16 protein-coding genes are annotated in these 16,494 nt (G+C 48.5%); 8 read left to right on the forward strand and 8 right to left on the reverse strand.

The features are described from left to right. The first annotated feature begins 234 nt into the window (after nt 1-234). From ACTCCX_RS01640 to ACTCCX_RS01660, 5 genes are all read left to right on the forward strand, one after another. Complete coding sequence (locus ACTCCX_RS01640; protein ID WP_200831798.1) at nt 235-471, forward strand: FeoA family protein; 237 nt, start codon at nt 235-237, stop codon at nt 469-471. Further along, nucleotides 471-2,600 carry a ferrous iron transport protein B gene (feoB, locus tag ACTCCX_RS01645; protein ID WP_463274425.1) on the forward strand — a complete coding sequence of 710 codons (2,130 nt, stop codon included), beginning with the start codon at nt 471-473 and terminating at the stop codon, nt 2,598-2,600. Before ACTCCX_RS01640 ends, feoB begins: the two co-directional genes overlap by 1 nt. An 18-nt stretch (nt 2,601-2,618) precedes the next feature. Continuing rightward, on the forward strand, nt 2,619-2,882 hold the full coding sequence (locus ACTCCX_RS01650) for a hypothetical protein (protein ID WP_463274426.1): 264 nt from the start codon (nt 2,619-2,621) through the stop codon (nt 2,880-2,882). A 129-nt stretch (nt 2,883-3,011) separates the two neighbouring features. After that, nucleotides 3,012-3,389 carry an SRPBCC family protein gene (locus ACTCCX_RS01655; RefSeq protein WP_463274427.1) on the forward strand — a complete coding sequence of 126 codons (378 nt, stop codon included), beginning with the start codon at nt 3,012-3,014 and terminating at the stop codon, nt 3,387-3,389. A 208-nt stretch (nt 3,390-3,597) separates the two neighbouring features. Then, nucleotides 3,598-4,092 carry an NAD(+) diphosphatase gene (locus ACTCCX_RS01660; protein WP_463274428.1) on the forward strand — a complete coding sequence of 165 codons (495 nt, stop codon included), beginning with the start codon at nt 3,598-3,600 and terminating at the stop codon, nt 4,090-4,092. Nucleotides 4,093-4,273: 181 nt separating this feature from the next. Here the strand turns inward: ACTCCX_RS01660 and ACTCCX_RS01665 are convergent, their stop codons facing one another. The 7 genes from ACTCCX_RS01665 to ACTCCX_RS01695 form a co-directional block, all read right to left on the reverse strand. After that, nucleotides 4,274-4,870 carry a 50S ribosomal protein L25 gene (locus ACTCCX_RS01665; protein WP_463274429.1) on the reverse strand — a complete coding sequence of 199 codons (597 nt, stop codon included), beginning with the start codon at nt 4,868-4,870 and terminating at the stop codon, nt 4,274-4,276. Nucleotides 4,871-5,268: 398 nt separating this feature from the next. Next, entirely contained in the window at nt 5,269-6,243 is a 975-nt protein-coding gene (locus ACTCCX_RS01670) for a serine hydrolase (RefSeq protein ID WP_463274430.1), read from the reverse strand. A 45-nt stretch (nt 6,244-6,288) separates the two neighbouring features. After that, nucleotides 6,289-8,163: a carbohydrate-binding domain-containing protein gene (locus ACTCCX_RS01675; RefSeq protein ID WP_463274431.1), complete on the reverse strand. Its 1,875-nt coding sequence runs from the start codon at nt 8,161-8,163 to the stop codon at nt 6,289-6,291. Between the two features lie 89 nt (nt 8,164-8,252). Continuing rightward, entirely contained in the window at nt 8,253-8,927 is a 675-nt protein-coding gene (locus tag ACTCCX_RS01680; protein WP_463274432.1) for a DUF4956 domain-containing protein, read from the reverse strand. 86 nt (nt 8,928-9,013) lie between these two features. Further along, on the reverse strand, nt 9,014-9,700 hold the full coding sequence (locus ACTCCX_RS01685) for a polyphosphate polymerase domain-containing protein (RefSeq protein ID WP_463274433.1): 687 nt from the start codon (nt 9,698-9,700) through the stop codon (nt 9,014-9,016). 241 nt (nt 9,701-9,941) lie between these two features. After that, nucleotides 9,942-11,369: a sensor histidine kinase gene (locus tag ACTCCX_RS01690; RefSeq protein ID WP_463274434.1), complete on the reverse strand. Its 1,428-nt coding sequence runs from the start codon at nt 11,367-11,369 to the stop codon at nt 9,942-9,944. Further along, nucleotides 11,366-12,067, reverse strand: coding sequence for a response regulator transcription factor (locus ACTCCX_RS01695; protein ID WP_463274435.1), 702 nt, complete (start codon nt 12,065-12,067; stop codon nt 11,366-11,368). The genes ACTCCX_RS01690 and ACTCCX_RS01695 overlap by 4 nt, the downstream gene beginning before the upstream one ends. A gap of 214 nt (nt 12,068-12,281) precedes the next feature. On the opposite strand from ACTCCX_RS01695, the gene ACTCCX_RS01700 reads away from it, so the two are divergent. The 3 genes from ACTCCX_RS01700 to ACTCCX_RS01710 all read left to right on the forward strand — a co-directional run bounded on the left by ACTCCX_RS01700 (nt 12,282) and on the right by ACTCCX_RS01710 (nt 14,845). Beyond that, a complete protein-coding gene (locus tag ACTCCX_RS01700; RefSeq protein WP_463274436.1) occupies nt 12,282-12,782 on the forward strand; it encodes an N-acetyltransferase family protein in 501 nt (166 codons plus the stop codon). Nucleotides 12,783-12,927: 145 nt separating this feature from the next. Beyond that, nucleotides 12,928-13,821, forward strand: a complete 894-nt coding sequence (locus tag ACTCCX_RS01705; RefSeq protein WP_463274437.1) for a GRP family sugar transporter — start codon at nt 12,928-12,930, stop codon at nt 13,819-13,821. A gap of 115 nt (nt 13,822-13,936) precedes the next feature. Beyond that, nucleotides 13,937-14,845: a patatin-like phospholipase family protein gene (locus tag ACTCCX_RS01710; protein ID WP_463274438.1), complete on the forward strand. Its 909-nt coding sequence runs from the start codon at nt 13,937-13,939 to the stop codon at nt 14,843-14,845. Between the two features lie 248 nt (nt 14,846-15,093). Here ACTCCX_RS01710 and ACTCCX_RS01715 read toward each other — a convergent pair whose 3' ends face one another. After that, complete coding sequence (locus tag ACTCCX_RS01715) at nt 15,094-16,194, reverse strand: 5-methyltetrahydropteroyltriglutamate--homocysteine S-methyltransferase (RefSeq protein ID WP_463274439.1); 1,101 nt, start codon at nt 16,192-16,194, stop codon at nt 15,094-15,096. Between the last annotated feature and the right edge of the window lie 300 nt (nt 16,195-16,494).

Genomic DNA, 16,494 nt, shown 5'->3' on the forward strand with positions numbered 1-16,494 from the left:
TAGATACCCCTTATACTTTTGGTTTGGTTGCTAACAAGTATATCGTATCTACATGATTTTTTCGTTTATTTCCTTATGCATTTCATTTTACAATTTACCGATATATAAAAATAAGTTAAAATGCACGAATTTTCTTGACCTGAAGGCGTCTATGCCTTAAGCTATGACTTAATGAGAATGGTTCTCAATTAGTGGTGGGAAATTACTGAATCTGAAGGAATGGAGGGGACGATTTTGACGAATGTAAGGGATTTGCCGATCGGTGTATCGGCAATTGTGAACAAAATAACAGGCCAAGGTGCTACCCGCAGAAGGCTGATGGACATGGGAATCACGAAAGGCACTGCCATTTATGTCAGAAAAGTCGCTCCATTGGGAGATCCTATCCAAGTGATGGTGCGTGGATATGAATTATCGATACGCAAAAAAGATGCCGAGATGATCGAAGTTACGTTCGGGGAGGAAAAATGATGGGGAAAACCATAGCACTGGTCGGAAATCCCAACAGCGGGAAAACGACCTTATTCAACCATTTGACAGGTTCCACCCAACGTGTCGGCAACTGGCCTGGGGTGACAGTCGAACAGAAGGCCGGGACTTTGCTGCATGACGGCGAGACACAGGTCATCGATCTGCCCGGCATCTATTCGTTATCCCCTTATACAATTGAGGAAATCGTCACGCGCGATTATCTGACGCTGGATGCGCCAGATCTGATCATCAATATCGTCGATGCCTCCAACCTGGAGCGGAACCTTTACCTGACGACCCAATTGATGGAATTGCACCTGCCGATCGTGGTCGTCCTGAACATGATGGACATCGTCGAAAAAAGGGGCGATCGACTGGACGTTGCTGGCTTGTCGCGCGCGTTCGGTATGCCGTTCGTGACGATTTCGGCTCTGAAGGAAAGCGGATTGGAAGAGTTGTTCAAGGCCATCGCTGAACCTACATCTGTAGTAGAACCGATTACGTACAGTATCGTCGTGGAAAGCATCCTTGATACGATCGAAGAGATTATTGCGCCATTGGTTCCGAAAAAATTGCGGTGCTATTACAGCATCAGGCTTTTCGAAAGGGACGGACAAACGAGCGGAAAGCTTGCGGTTTCTGAGGAAGGACTGGCTGTCATAGAAGGGCTGCTCAGCCGTTATGAAACGGAATTGGACGACGATTCCGAAGCGATCTTGATCAATGAACGCTATAAATTCGTTACAAAAATTACCCGGCAAGTGCTCGTGAAGAATAGCGACAAAGCGTCTTTCTCGGTGCTGATCGATCACATCGTAACGAACCGTTGGCTTGGGCTACCGATTTTTGTCCTGATCATGTATGCAGTCTACTACTTCGCCATCACGACGGTAGGGACTTGGGGGACCGATTGGGTCAACGATGTGTTGTTCGGGAGCATTGTGCCAGGAGCCGTTCAAAGTTTCTTCGACAGCATCGATATCCATCCTGCAGTCAGCAGCCTTGTGATCGATGGCGCCATCGGAGGGGTTGGGGCAGTGTTGGGCTTCTTGCCGCAAATGGCCGCTTTGTTCCTCTGCTTGACCTTGTTGGAGGACAGCGGATACATGGCCCGGGTCGCCTTCGTGATGGACAGGGTTTTCCGCGGCTTCGGCTTGTCGGGTAAATCGTTCATTCCGTTGCTGATCGGTTCCGGCTGTTCGGTCCCGGGCATCCAGGCTTCCCGGACGATCGAGAATCTGCAGGACCGCCGCATGACGATCCTGACAACTTCTTTCATCCCGTGTGGAGCGAAACTGCCGGTCATCGCCCTGATCGCCAATGCCATCTTTGGCGGCGCATCTTGGGTTGCTTTGTCGATGTACCTGTTGGGGATTGCGACGGTCATCTTTTCCGGCGTGCTGCTGCGTAAAACAGCCATTTTTTCCGGGGAAGCATCGCCATTCGTCATGGAATTACCCATGTATCACTGGCCACAGTGGAAAAGTATTTTCCGCGCGGTTGCCACCCGCTGCATGGCTTTCGTGAAAAATGCGGGGACTGTCATTTTCCTCAGCTCTAGTTTCATCTGGTTTTTATCTTCTTTCAATTGGCAGCTGCGGATGACTGCCGAAAGCGATCAAAGCATCTTGGCTCAGATCGGCGGTGTGGTTGCTGTTTTCTTCGCACCCTTGGGCTTCGGGTCCTGGCAAGCGACAGTTGCGACCATCCAAGGGCTGATCGCAAAGGAAAATGTTGTAGGCACATTTGGTGTCCTGATGGGGGCGACCGGTTCGGAAACCGAGGTGGCCGCCGCGTTCAGTACGCTGTTCAATCCGGTCAGTGCGGTAGCGTTCCTCGTCTTCAATATGATCTGTATGCCTTGTTTCGCGGCTGTCGGAGCGATGCGCACTGAATTCGGCAGCGCCAAATGGACGCTTTTCGGTGTCTTGTATCAGACGACTTTGGCTTATGTTTTGGCCTTCATCATCAACCAGCTTGGCTCAGTAATCGTGTTGGGTACGCCTTTCGGAGCAGGAGCCAGCATAGCTTCTGCAGTAGCGGCGATATTGGTGTTCCTGGTTGTAAGGCCCGCGCCTAAAACAGCTTCACCGATGTGGGGCAGTTTGGCGAAGCCGATGATCAAATAGGGAGAGGAGGAGTAAGTGATGAATATGCAATCTTGGATCGTTTTGTTGTTGTTTATGAGCCTGATGGGTTACATCTTATTCCGCCAGATCCGTTTGATCGCGAGCGGAAGAAAAAAATGCAACGCCTGCACTGTAACGGTTTGTCCGATGAATGAGCCTGCTTCGGTAGAAGCGGAGGCTGATTGTATTGCCGGTACAGCATTGATGGTGCAATTTGGTGTTGTGAAAGAGGGCGCGACGGCAGAAAAGCACTGCCCGACCTCCCAAATCATCAAAGACTAATAGGAGCAGCAAAAAAGTCGGTGACTCAATCGTTTTTTGATTGAGTCACCGACTTTTTGCCTGAAGAAATAGCGGTATCTCCGGCGTAGAGTGCGTTCATCGGACAAAAGCTGCGAACACAGGAGTATAATGAAGACGAACAGGAAAAGTGTCCGAATTTCCGAACCGGAAAGCGTCAGCGGAAAAGGTGAGGTGGGCACCATCGTCAAATCGAGCTATTCCATGATGGGAATCCATTTCCCAATCATCATCGAAGTAACGGAGAGCCAGCTAACAGATGAGGGCGCAATCTGGAAAGGGAACATCACCGGGAGTTTTCCGACCGAGCAAACCAGCCGCTACGTCGCCAAAGATAACGGAACGGAGTTGACGTTTGATATCGACAGCGTCCCGCCTGAAACCTTATTCACGAAAATCCTCGACAAACTCGTAACGGATAAGATGGAAGAAAACTCAACCCAGCATACACTGGAAAACATCAAAGCCATCTGTGAATCAGCGCAGTAAAAAGAGACAAGCTATCACTGATGAATCAAACCCGAATGGCTAGCATTTTTTTTCGGATGTTCACTATTCGGGTTATTTTTGTCCAATCAGCATGAAAGATAAAGATGGCGTGCTATAATATTCCATATTGTCCTATGAGTTTTGCAGTGGGGTAACAGCTTTGACGGAAGTGAACGGAATCAGAATCTTAATAAGGGGTACTAAACAGATGAATTATTGCATGGAATGCGGAACAGAACTGGAAGCGAAACATCTGGAAAATGAAGGAAATATCCCTTATTGCAATAGTTGTGAGGGGTATCGATTCCCAGTGTTCAACACGGCAGTAAGCATGGTCATATTGAACAAGGAGCAAAACAAAATTTTGTTGATCAAGCAATATGGCAGAACGGATTATATTCTCTGTGCGGGATACGTCAACAAAGGTGAAGACGCAGAACAGGCAGCCGCTCGTGAAATCGCCGAAGAGCTCGGGCTGCAAACAGTTGGATTGCGCTACAATAAAAGTGAATATTTCGAAGGAAGTAATACGCTGATGCTGAATTTTTCCTGCATCGTCGCGAGCGAGTGCCTCGCTGGCATGACGGATGAAGTGGATCAGGCGGAATGGTTTTCCATCGAAGCTGCGCAGGCTAACATCAAAAAAGACAGTTTGGCTCAACGCTTCCTGGAAAACTACTTGGAAAAAAGCCACGGGTTATAGTCATTTACTGCTTTGAAGATTTCTAAGCAGCAGGGTTCAGATAGTTATTTTGTAAACAAAAAAGTTTCGGTTTTTGACGTTCAAAACCGAAACTTTTTTTGTTTTGTTGTGTAGGTAAGTCTAAACTTGATGAAACCTGCAAGAGTGCCAATCAAGGTTTTAAGCTTAGCTGATTTAAAAATTACTCAGTGACTTTTTCAGCTTCTTCGGTTGGAGCTTCTTCCTCTTTTGCTATTTCTGCAGCAGGTGCTGCTAAGATGACGACTGCTGCTTCTGGATCCGTAAGGACCGAAACACCGGCATCGACTTTGATATCGGCAACCGCTAGCGTATCACCAATGGTCATTTCATTCACAGCGATTTGGAATTCGGTTGGAACGTGCGTCGCATCGGTTTCAATTTCCAATTCGTTCAAAGTTTGGGTCAAGACACCTTCTTTGACGTCTTCGCTGCCGACTAAGTGAATCGGAACTGTCATCGTCAATTTTTGACCTTTTGTGATCACTTGCAATGCCACGTTTTGGATCTGGTTCTTCAGGGAAGCCTGTTGGATGTCCTTGACGATGACTTGCGTCGTTTTCCCGCCGGATAGGCTGACTTCGAATATCGCGTTTTTGCCTAGTTGCTTGAGCACCTCGTCAAAATCTTTTGCGTCAAGTAATACTGGAGTGGCTTCAAAATCTTTACCATAGATGACTGCAGTGAGTTTCTTGTCCATGCGTGCACGCTTCGCTGCAGATGTCCCAACTTTTTCGCGTTTCTCTACTTGTAATTTCATGTGTTTTCCTCCTGAAAGGTTACTTGTACTGCCTTGGATTTGAGCTGGCTATAAATAATATAACGTCAGCAAATGGATAGTACCTCTATACCTTACCGCAAATCCGGAACGATTGCCAACGATAAGCCTTTTGCTGCTTTGATACATTGCTGAATCACGGATAAAACCACTGAAAGTAACGGGTATTTCCGCGAATTCCGGTTAACGGAGGCTTCGCCGGAGAACAAGCCTAAATTTACCGGTGTCCTACGGCGAGTGGAGCCCCGCCGGAGCTGCGGACGGATTCCGGCGCTGTCCTCCGACGAGCGGTCACCACCAACTGGCAGAGAGGCTGAAGCTGTGTCGGATGAACAAAAACAGGAAGTGCTGTCTCGGCTAGAGGCAGCACTTCCTGTGCCTTATTGTGCGTACAAATAGGTCATAACAGCTGATCCGACTGCTTCGAAGACTGGTGTGGCGTCATCGGTTGCGTCCTGCCAGCCATCCGTCAAGACGGCCACGATATAATTCTGGCCGTCCATCGACAGGATGCCCGCATCATGGGATACGTCAGTCAACAAGCCGGTTTTATGGGCAAAGCTTACTTCATCATTCAGTCCTGTGTTCAATGCATAGACAAGTTGCTGATCGCCCAACAGTCCCAGAAAGTAAGCGGTGCTGGATTCTGAGAGTAATTCGCCATCCAACAGGCGTTCCAACAAGAAGGCCACTTCGGCGGGGGTTGTCTCCAAATCGCCGTTGTAATAAACGCCGTCGGATTCCAAGTAAGGGTTAAAACTCGTTGAGACGAATCCCTGATCATGGATGAAGGTTTCGATGTTTTCCCATCCAATCAAATAGGCGAGTTCTTTGGCCGTTTCATTTGCCGAAACGGTGATGGTGCTGGTCAGATAAGCATCTATGGTTGCACCGTCAGCCATTTGATCTTCCAATGAGAGACTGCCGGCATCGACTTGCGTGAGGATGGCATACGTCAAAAATAGTTTGTAGAGGCTTGCGCTGGTGAAGACGCGTGATTCATTGGTCGTAATGGTTTCTCCAGTCTGCTCGTTGATGAGGACAAAACCAAGCTGATCAGGATAAGCTGTGTTCAGCTCTGCCACATCTGCCGCTAAGTCTTCGCCGGATTCGGATAAAATCGTACTGCTCTGGAGAATCGCATTGGCTTCAGCCAGACTATCCTGATCTACTACTCCCTGAACTTCTTCATCAAGCGGGTTTGCGACATCTGTCATCAATGTCTGCGCAGATGCGGAACTTTCTCCTTCTTGGGAATTGCCTAAGTCCCACAGAAGGAGTGTGACGCAGCCTACAAGGAAAAGGGTGGACAGGAAAAGCGCATATTTTTTCTTCAATTTTTTTCTTTTTTTCATTTCAAATCCCTCGTTTATCGCTAATGAATGGTGTTGAGCTGTGCCTTATTTTACGGATGCACCGGATACGGGCATGGAATTACCGCCTATGGATCCGCCCATCTGTCCGCCGCTCGCTTCAGTCGTTGCGCTGATTTCAAAGGTGGAGGATCCGCCGCTGAAGGACGAATCTTCATAAATGCCGGTAGTGGAGTCGCCGGAAACCGTGCCGCCGGTCGTGATCGTGTACGCAGAGCCGTTGACCAAGTCAGGGCTGGAGAATACTAGGGATTGGGCGGTTGTCGAGGCTTCAAAGGTCAGGATTACTTCTCCATCTGGACCTGTGATCTGGATGGCCTCATCCGCCGACAGCGGAAGCGAAGAAGTGAACAGGAAGCTTTGTGCGGAGCTTGAAGAAGGAGTCATCGCCATTCCGGAGCTGCCGACCCCAATCAGGGTGCCGCCATTGATGTTGAAGGTGCTGTCGTAATCCAAAGTTCCGTTCATACTGTCGGTCGGGCCGTTGACGATTACAGTGCCATCGTTCATTTCGATGCTTCCGTTGCTGTCGAGGCCGTCACCGCTCGCATTCACGACCAGTGTACCGCCGTTGATGGTCACGAGTCCTGCACCTTCAGCAGTGGAAGAAAAGGTGTTTTCGCCAGGGCGTCCGCTCACGGCTGACGCATCGTTTCCACCTGCAGCATTGAGGCCGTCATCTGAGGATGTCAAAGTGATGTCCCCGCCGTTCAGCGTGATTTCGGTCGCTTCGATGCCTTCATAACTTTGGTTGATGTTAATGGTTCCTTCATCGATTCTCAAAGAATTATCGGCATGAATACCATCGTCCCCTGATGCGATTGTAAAGTCGCCGCCTGTGATTTGGATCGTATCATTCGTATGGATGGAATCATCGGATGTGTCCAATAAGAAAGTACCGCCGGAAATCGCTATTGAACCTGTCGCTTTCAACCCTTTGGCACTGGTTGTTTCCTCAGTGGTAGTGGTTGCTTCTTCAGTAGGAGCTGCCCAAGTTCCCCATGCCTCGCTCGCTGTACTGCTGTTCGCACTGCCGCCGCCGGTTGTGATCGTGAAGTCGCCTCCAAGGATCTGCAGGTCGGTTGCGGCTTGGATACCGTCAGAAGCTGCAGTGATTGCAAAGGTTCCGGATTCGATCGTCAAGGTACCTTTGCCTTCTTCCTCCTCATTTGTGGACTGCAGTCCGTCGCCTCCAGCATCAATTGTGTAGGTACCAGAACTGATGAAGAGCGAATCGCTACCTTTGATGGCATCGCCGACAGAAGTGATCTCATAGGTTCCTTCTGCGATGGTCACATCATCCTTGCCTTTGATGCCATGGGCATAATTGGCATCGATGACCAACGTTCCCGTTCCGTTCAGGATGAGGTCGGATTTGCTGAACAGAGTCGCGTTCGGCTCATCTTCGCTGTCTTCGAAGGTATAGGTTTCTCCGTCGCTCAGCGTATTGATCGTTCCTTCAGCAAGTGTAATGGTCGCAGAGTTGGCGCTCTTGACGAAGATGGCGGCTCCTGTGGAATTCGTGATGGTAGCCCCGTCGAGAACGATTTGGACATCAGCTTCATCGGCTGTTTCGACACGGACTTGTCCGTCGCTCAAGGTTCCGGACAAAATATACGTACCTGGCTGGGTGATGGTCAGGATCGAACCGTCTGCAGTTGCACCGGAGCCATCGACTGTGATCGCTTGATCGGAAAAACTGACAGCAGTACTGTTGCTTTCTGAATAGCTGGAATCTGATACGAGGGAGGATGCAACGGTAGCCTCTATGGTTGAGCCGTCACTGGATGCTGTAGTGGTGCTTGCTTCAGTCGAGCAAGCGGTCAATAAGGCAAGGGTGCCTGACAAGGCGAGCATTTGATTCAGAGGTTTATTCTTTAGGTTTATTATAGTATTTTTCATGGTTTTTTTCTCCTATTCGCTTTTGTTTTTTAGTTCCTGTTTATTGTCAGTAGGTGGTTTCAGAACGGAACGAACCCGTTCAGCTTTTCTTATCCGGCTTGGTTGCCGTTGTAGCTTACCAACGTGGCGTTCTGGACGCCTTCGATGGCGCTCAATTCGTTCATGAAGCTCGTTTCGTTGTTTTTTACTTTAACTTCATAGATCAATTCCGGTTGGCCGTCCGTGATGCTCTTGGATTTTACGATGACTTTTCCGAAACGGTTTTTGATGATTTCGGTTGCCTGCAACTCGGCATTTTCATTCTCAAGCTGGAGCATCAAAATGTAAGGTGCCGATGAATCGACTTTTCCTGTCAGAACGAGCAGGATGACTGTTATGAAGAGTGAGCCCAGGAAGGCCAAGGAATACAAGCCAGCGCCCAGGATGATGCCGACGCTGATTGACCAGAAAAGGAACACCAGATCAAGAGGCTCCTTGATGGCGGTACGGAAGCGGACGATGGAAAGAGCACCGACCATCCCCAGGGAAAGGACTACGTTCGAGGTCACAGCCAAGATGACGAAAGTGGTCAGAACCGTCAGCAGCACCAAAGAGGTATTGAAGGGTTTTGAATACATAACGCCGGCATAAGTTTTTTTATAGATGAAGAAGATGAACAGGCCGATGAAGAGGGCCGATAGCAGGGAAACGGCAGCTGCCGCGATGGAAAAATCGGACGTTTCCTCCAAAAAACTGTTTTTTAAGATGTCTGTAAATGTTGTCATTTCAATATTCCTCCTGGATATGTTTTAAAATAATATTTTTTTCTTAATATGATGGCCAGCTTCAAGGGTAAGCCGTGAAGCTTTTCTTATATTTGGTTTAAGTGTCTTCCGATGACGTATTTGGAATGCGAGGTGCTGGTTGTTTCTTCTGTCTGCACCAGGCTTTGAATCCATTCCGGCAGATAGTTGTCGAATTTGACTTCGAGCACACAGTCGATTCCGGGCTCCCTTATGCCGATACGTCCATCATGGAAGAAAGAGGATACCTGGGTGCTGGCGTGCATATCAAAATCCAAGGTGATGCGTGTATTGCCGGGGCCATAGGCGAAGGCTTCCCGTTCGTAGGTGATGATCACTTTCGGTTCCATGCATTGGCTTTTGCACTTCGCGTAGAACTCCTGGAGCAGGGGATGCGTCGCTTCAGCCAGACAGTCATATTTTTTTTGGATGAGTTGATCGGCCATTTCTTTCGTGATGCAGGCACTTTGTTTGTATCCGACTGCGCCATCCTTGACTTTTTTTTCGAGACGGATAAAGGATGAATCATTGTTGTAGTAACGAATACGGAATTTTTCGCGGTAGCTTTGGCCATCTTCCTTCTCCCAGTAAGCATCGTCATAAATCGTGTCAAAATAGAGACTCCTGATGCTGTAACTGTTGCCTACTGAATTCTCGTCATGCTTCAGGAACTTTCGCAATCGGCTTGTGAGGATGACTTTATTCTTTTGGGAAATTTCGTGTTTGAATTCATTTCGGTAGCAGATTTCGCTCATAACGCTCGACCTCGTTTCTTGTTTGTTGTTTTACTTGATGTCCTTATTCTATGCCGATTCTGGTAACAATTCTCCGTAAACAGGGCAGAGAGTTGTTGCAAAAATGGAGCAAAGTGAGCGTAAAGATGCGTAAAGATGCCTAAAGATTCGAAAAGCTGAAAGAATGCCACTTCCAACCGCAAAAAAAGACTGAAACGCTGGTCTATAGGGCGGTCAGCGTTTCAGTCTTGGGATCGCATATTCAATTAGCGGGTTGTTGCGGCAGGATGATCGTGAAAGTCGTGCCTTTCGTGGAGGACATGACTTCTATGCGCCCGCCGTAGGACTGCACAATCGATTGGACGATGGAAAGTCCGATGCCATGCACGCCTTTATTGCCTTTGTAGAAGCGGTCGAAAATATGAGGCAGGTCAGCCTTTGAAATCGGTTCGCCATCATTGTGGATGGTGATCATGATCCGGTTGTCTATCTCTTTGCAACCCAGACGGATGATGCCTTTAGCGTAACGCAAGGCATTGGAGATAAGATTCTGGAAGGCTCGTTCAAAATCCTTCTCGTCATAATGGAACAGGACCGGTTTTTTCTGGAAATCGAAGAGCACCTGCAGATTTTTTTGATCGCTGACGCTAGCGTAGCGTTCAGCAGTGTAGGCCAAGGTCTCGCGGATATCATTTGTGGCCACCAAGCGGTCCGTGGAACGGGTCTCCAGTCGCGACAAGTAAAGGATATCCTCCACGAGTGTGCCCAGTTTGTCGGTCTCGTTTTTGATGGCGATGGCGCCTTTTTTGTCATCGATGATGCCGACTTCTATGCCTTCCGCATTGGTCTTGATGATCTGCAACGGAGTCCGCAGTTCATGGGAAGCATTCTGGAAGAATGTGCGTTGATCGGCGTCGTACAGCTTGAGCTTTTTGGTGGTTTCGTTCATGGTTGTCTTGAGTTCATGGAGCTCCAGGTCGACGAACTCCTCATCGATTGTCTGATAGTTTCCTTCTCCGATTTCATTTGCGAACAGCGCCAACGTCTGCAAAGGCTTCGTGATCCTTGAAACGATCAGGTAGGTGATAGTGGCAATGGTCACCAATCCAATCAGCATGATGATCAAAAGGATTTGATTCAGGTTCTGCTCGAAGACAAACAGATCGGACATGTTCAGGAAGAATACTGCGTAGGTCCCTTCTTCCTCGGCATTGGGCGCAATCGAGTAGTAGTAAAGGTTGTCATCCAATTCCAACTTCCCGTCGGCTGTCAATGCCAACGTGATGTCGGAATTTTCCAGTCCGGAAACGAAATTCGTCAAAGCATCATCATCACTGAAACCCGTATCCTGAATCTGCGGGAACAGGATTTCGAAATCTTCGGATATGATCGTTTTCTGGACACTGGATGCGAAGGCCGTATGCGGCTCCGGATTTTTGTCCCGCGGCTCATCGATAGCCGTTGTATCCGATCCAGCCGGGTCCGGTTCTAATTTTTTGTCTTCATCGAAAGGCCGTTCGATATAATTTTGCCTCGCTTCGGCTAACAAGGAGTCGGCCGTCGTTTCGATGTACTGGGTAAAGAAAAAATTAAAAACCAGGTAAATGAAGGCGAAGACAGCCGCCAGCAGCAACGTGATAGTCGTCAGGAGCCGAATCTTCAAACTTTTTTTCGAAGTCTTCATCTTCATTCTGCAGACGACTCCTTCACGGTAAATCCGAATCCCCAAACAGTCTCGATCTCAACTGTTGAGCCGGCCAGTTTTTTGCGCAGGCGCCGGACTGTATCGTCGCAAGCACGCGTCTCGATATCCTTGCCATAGCCCCAGATCGAATCCAAAAGCTCGTCCCTGGAAACGGCACGATTTTTGTTTTCTATCAGATAGACGAACACATTGTATTCATTCGGTGTCAGGTTAAGAGGGAGTCCATTTTGTTTAACGGACATGGCAGCCAGATCGATTTCGATATCTCCAATCTGTAATAGTGCTTCTTCCTGACGGGCCGGCAAACGTTCCTGATCCATCTTGATGCGGCGCAGCATCGCCTTCACGCGCATATTCAGGGCGATGGCGCTGAAAGGTTTCGTGAAATAATCATCACTGCCGAGGTTGATGCCCGTCGCGTAATCCATATCACTGTCTTTTGCGGTCAGGATGATGATCGGCACCGAGCTGATGTCACGGATTTTTTTGGTGATTTCGAAGCCGCTTGATCCGGGCATCATCACATCCAAGATGACCAAGTCCGGCTGCTTGCTGAGGAAGGCCTCGAAAAGCAGGTCGCCATTGGGAAAGTCGGAGACCAGATAGCCCTCGCTCTCCAGAAACGTCTTCACCGTCAAACGGATGCCATCTTCATCTTCTGCAATATATATTTCTTCATTCATAATGTTATCCACCCCATTCTTATTTTCAGTATAACCGATTTTCATTGGGAAATTTACGAAAAACTGCGGCAATCCTGCAGAAATTGCAACAGCCACACATGATTTGTGCGCTCTTCAGAAAATAGATGGCACACAGCCGTGACAAACTGGTAAAATAGCGTATAGTCCTTCGAGAAGTCGGGCTGTGAATTTTGGATTTTTGGAGGAATAAACGATGACCCTTACACATAGAAACGCAACTTTGGACGATGTCGAAGAGATTGTCGCCATCTACAATCAGACGATCCCCAGCCGGATGGTGACGGCCGACTTGGAACCGGTGACCGTCAAACAAAAAATGGGCTGGTTTTTGGACCATTCACCCAGTTACAGACCAATCTGGGTTTTTGAAATGGACGGGAAAGTTTGTGCTTGGCTGAGCTTTCAGGCTTTCCATGAGCGCGCAGCCTATGACAAGACTGCAGAGTTGAGCATCTACATCCATGAAGACTACCGCGGTAAAAAATTGGGCAGCCAGATTATGGAAAACGCTTTGGCGGCCTGCGAAGAGCTGGACATCACGAATCTTGTCTGTCTCATCTTCGGACACAATGCACCAAGCATCGGACTGATGAAAAAATTTGGCTTCGAACAGTGGGGATATTTACCTAGAGTAGCTGAACTCGATGGCATTGAACGCGACCTCGTCTATATGGGCAAAAGAGTGCGCGATTGACTTTTTCAGCGACAATATTGCATGCGACTTACGATAAGTCTATCAACATATTGATAACATTGCGTTATTTTTATTGCGGCATCCATCCTTTTAGTATAATTAGTAAGCAAGTTTTCGAAATTATTTTATAAAGGATGGATGGAGCATGTGGTTTTTATTTGCGATTGTTTCCGTGTTGGCTTGGGGTACAGCGGATTTGTTTTATAAAAAGGGGAGCGATCCGAAAGATAAATACAGTTATCTGAAGATCGTCATCATGGTCGGAGCGGTAATGGGTATCCATGCGGTCTATGTCATGTTGACCTCGGGCGTTGTCTATGATCCGAGCAACATGATCACGTATCTGCCGGTATCGGCCTTGTACATTTTATCGATGGCAGTCGGCTATGCCGGTCTGCGTTTTCTGGAACTGTCGATCTCTTCACCGGTACAGAACTCTTCCGGCGCGGTATCCGGCTTGTTAACTTTTATTTTCCTAGGGCAATCGATGACTGGAATCCAGTTTTTTGCGGTTGGCCTGATCACAATCGGTGTCATCCTGCTGTCGGTGTTCGAGCAACGGCTTGCCGAGGCGGAACGCAAAGAGAATAAGGAAATGGTTGACCGTAAGTATAAATACGGCGCAATCGCTTTGTTGTTCCCGTTGGGGTATGCACTGATTGATTCTCTCGGAACTTTTGCTGATGCATGGGTCTTCGACAGAGGAATGGATGAGATGCAGGCGAACATTTCCTATGAACTGACTTGGCTGATTGTTGCCGTGTTGGCTTGGGTTTATCTGGTTTTGATCAAAAAGGAGACCTTCGCTTTGCGTGATCAGAAAGACCGAGGCTTGGCGGCCATATTTGAAACGTTGGGGCAATTCTTTTATGTTTTTGCGATCAGCGCGAATGCCGTCATCGTAGCACCACTGATTTCTTCCTATAGTATGGTTTCCGTCATTCTCTCGCGCATCTTCCTGAAAGAAAAACTGACCGCCAAACAATATGCGGTCATCGCGATGATCATGGTAGGGATCTTCATCTTGGGATTCGAATAGGATTCAAACTGAAAGCGGCCGGTGGGTCGCTTTTTTGCGTGGTACTTTTTTTGTGGTTTGCGGTAAAATAAGCGATAATGAAAGCAGAAATCCGCTTTGAAGGAAGGGAACGCATATGATATTGCCGCAACAATCAGAAAAAAGAAATGGGTTGTTCGGGCTCAGCCTTGCAGGCGGGGGCTTGAAGTCCTTTTCGCAAATCGCCGTCCTGCAGGATCTGGAGAAGCACCAGGTTAAAATCGATGCCGTCGCCGGCACCTCGATGGGCGCAGTCATCGCGGCTTTGGTGGCCTGCGGGATGACGGCATCAGAAATCGAAGCAACGTTGTTGGATGAAGAGAAGGAATTTGCCGATCGTGGTGTCTTCAGCCGGCCCGCCTATCTGCTCCTTCAGCACGTCCGGGATCACAATAATGGCTTCGTGGAATTGCAGAGTCTGCAGCAGATGGCCTGCCAATTGTTTGAAAAAATCGGTTGCCGGATGCTTTCAGACTGCCGTTTGCCTGTCGCAATCACGACAGTCGATATCCGTACGAGCGAACTGATTGTATTCACGAACCGACCGGAATTTTTCACAAGCACGACCGGGGATTGGCTCATTTACCCTCATGATATCGAATTGGGTAGGGCTGTGGCCGCATCCTGCGCTTTTCCGATGATTTTTTCGACGGCATCCATAGACGGGAGGCAGTTGGTTGATGGCGGGGTCATGATGAATTTGCCGATTCCGCTATTTGACCGTTCCCGTTTCAGCACGCTGCTGTCCGTTTCGATGATCTATGACGCGGTTGACCGTCAACTAGAATCACCGTTCAATGTCGCAATCCAAAGTTTGGATATTCTGATCCGGCAGATGGACCGCCAATTGACGAAGCAGGCGGATATCCAGGTGAACTTTCCGCTTGAACCACAGCTTGTCTTTAAAGTGGGGGCCGGTCAGGAAGTCATCGTGACGGCAAAAGAGATGCTGCGGAATCATCCAATCGACTACAATCTGTTGGAGAAGCATCGACAACAGGTATAATGCGGAATGCAGCTGGGATGAGCAGCCAGCCGGGAGGAGGACCGCAACTCCGGCGAGAGAACTCTTATCGGAGCTCACGACAGTAAGGATTCCTGAACGCCGGTGAACAACGCCTAGCCGGAGGACACAGAAGAAAATCACGCTGACCTCCGGTGAACAGCTACCTCACCGGAGGTCAGCCTCACAGCTGACGCTGCAATAAAAAAACGCACAATCATCAGCTGATTGTGCGTTCTTTTAGTCTGCTTTTAGTCTTCCGGCCAGACTTCTTTGGCGATTTCCACAACGTGGCGCACTTTCGCCCATTGTTCTGCTTCCGTCAGCAAGTTGCCTTCTTCAGTGGAGGCGAATCCGCATTGCGTGCTCAACGCCAACTGATCCAAAGGCACATATTTGCTGGCTTCTTTGATGCGGGCCTTGATTTCTTCTTTGTCTTCCAACTCAGCTGTTTTCGAAGTAACCAGCCCTAAGACGATGCGGCCTTTGCCTTTGAAGTAGGCAAGTGGTTCAAAACCGCCTGAACGATCGGTATCATACTCCAGGAAGTACCCGTCGAAGTTTGTTTGTCCGAATAATTCTTCTGCAATCGGATCATAAGGGCCTTCCAATGAGTGGTGGGACTTGTAGTTGCCGCGACAGACATGTGTCGTCAAGACAAGGTCGGCAGGTTTGGCATCGATGATGGCCTGTACATTTTCAGCGGCAATCCGTTTGTCAGCTTTGTATTCTTCTGTGTCGCTCACAAAGTTGCACAGGAAGCCCCAGTGCACATCGTCCAATTGCAGGTAACGGCAGCCCAGATCGTACAAAGCCTGGACGGTGTCGATGTAGGCTTGCTGTACATCAGCTTGGTAAGCTTCCACCGAAGGATAAATCTCTTCGTTGCGGTAGCCTGGATAGAAAACTTCATTCGGACTAGGGATCGTGAACTTCGCCACGCCTTGGTCACCGACGATTTCGTTCAATGATTTGAAAGCAGCCAGGAAAGGGTGGTTCGGGTTGAAGGAGATTTTGCCGACGTTGCGGAAAGCGTACTTGCGGACTTCAACATCCCCGAAATCGTAGCCATGTTCCGGCACATAGCCTTCAAATCCGTTCAGATTTTCGATGAAATCGATATGCCACCATGAACGACGGAATTCGCCATCAGTAAAACCTTTCAAACCATTTTCCTTTTGATCTTTGACAAGTTTCGTGATTTCTTCCGTTTCCACTTGGTCCAAAGCGGCTGCATCGATTTCTCCGGCTGCAAATTTCAGGCGTGCTTCCTTCAAAGGTTCTGTACGCAAAAAGCTCCCTACGTGGTCGGCTCTGAATGGTAAAGTTGTTGTTTTTTGTGCTGTTGTCATGTTGTTTTCCTTCTTTCCATTTTTATTTTTTGCCAAACAAGATAATACGGTAAAAAAAAATACGCCCCTGCACATTGCTGTGCAAGGACGTATGATTGCTCATCGTGATACCACCTTGGTTCAGGGTATGCTCACGCATGCCCCCTCAGTCAGTACGCAAGACAATCGTTCGGTCTTGTTATACTGCGGCATTGTAACGTATGCTTACGTGGCTTGCTGAGGCCGTATGGCGTTCGCAAACCAATCACTCTAAGACCATTTTCTGGATGACTTTCCTGTCCTCTTTTCAGCTACCGAGGT

It is taken from the genome of Trichococcus sp., from assembly GCF_055118575.1.

Coding starts and splice junctions, on each gene's coding strand:
- ACTCCX_RS01695 (WP_463274435.1), bottom strand. CDS start 12,067: ATGAATGAAGAAATATATATTGCAGAAGATGAAGATGGCATCCGTTTG.
- ACTCCX_RS01665 (WP_463274429.1), bottom strand. CDS start 4,870: ATGAAATTACAAGTAGAGAAACGCGAAAAAGTTGGGACATCTGCAGCG.
- ACTCCX_RS01705 (WP_463274437.1), top strand. CDS start 12,928: ATGTGGTTTTTATTTGCGATTGTTTCCGTGTTGGCTTGGGGTACAGCG.
- ACTCCX_RS01655 (WP_463274427.1), top strand. CDS start 3,012: ATGAAGACGAACAGGAAAAGTGTCCGAATTTCCGAACCGGAAAGCGTC.
- ACTCCX_RS01690 (WP_463274434.1), bottom strand. CDS start 11,369: ATGAAGATGAAGACTTCGAAAAAAAGTTTGAAGATTCGGCTCCTGACG.
- ACTCCX_RS01670 (WP_463274430.1), bottom strand. CDS start 6,243: ATGAAAAAAAGAAAAAAATTGAAGAAAAAATATGCGCTTTTCCTGTCC.
- ACTCCX_RS01715 (WP_463274439.1), bottom strand. CDS start 16,194: ATGACAACAGCACAAAAAACAACAACTTTACCATTCAGAGCCGACCAC.
- ACTCCX_RS01680 (WP_463274432.1), bottom strand. CDS start 8,927: ATGACAACATTTACAGACATCTTAAAAAACAGTTTTTTGGAGGAAACG.
- ACTCCX_RS01650 (WP_463274426.1), top strand. CDS start 2,619: ATGAATATGCAATCTTGGATCGTTTTGTTGTTGTTTATGAGCCTGATG.
- feoB (WP_463274425.1), top strand. CDS start 471: ATGGGGAAAACCATAGCACTGGTCGGAAATCCCAACAGCGGGAAAACG.
- ACTCCX_RS01710 (WP_463274438.1), top strand. CDS start 13,937: ATGATATTGCCGCAACAATCAGAAAAAAGAAATGGGTTGTTCGGGCTC.
- ACTCCX_RS01675 (WP_463274431.1), bottom strand. CDS start 8,163: ATGAAAAATACTATAATAAACCTAAAGAATAAACCTCTGAATCAAATG.
- ACTCCX_RS01700 (WP_463274436.1), top strand. CDS start 12,282: ATGACCCTTACACATAGAAACGCAACTTTGGACGATGTCGAAGAGATT.
- ACTCCX_RS01660 (WP_463274428.1), top strand. CDS start 3,598: ATGAATTATTGCATGGAATGCGGAACAGAACTGGAAGCGAAACATCTG.
- ACTCCX_RS01685 (WP_463274433.1), bottom strand. CDS start 9,700: ATGAGCGAAATCTGCTACCGAAATGAATTCAAACACGAAATTTCCCAA.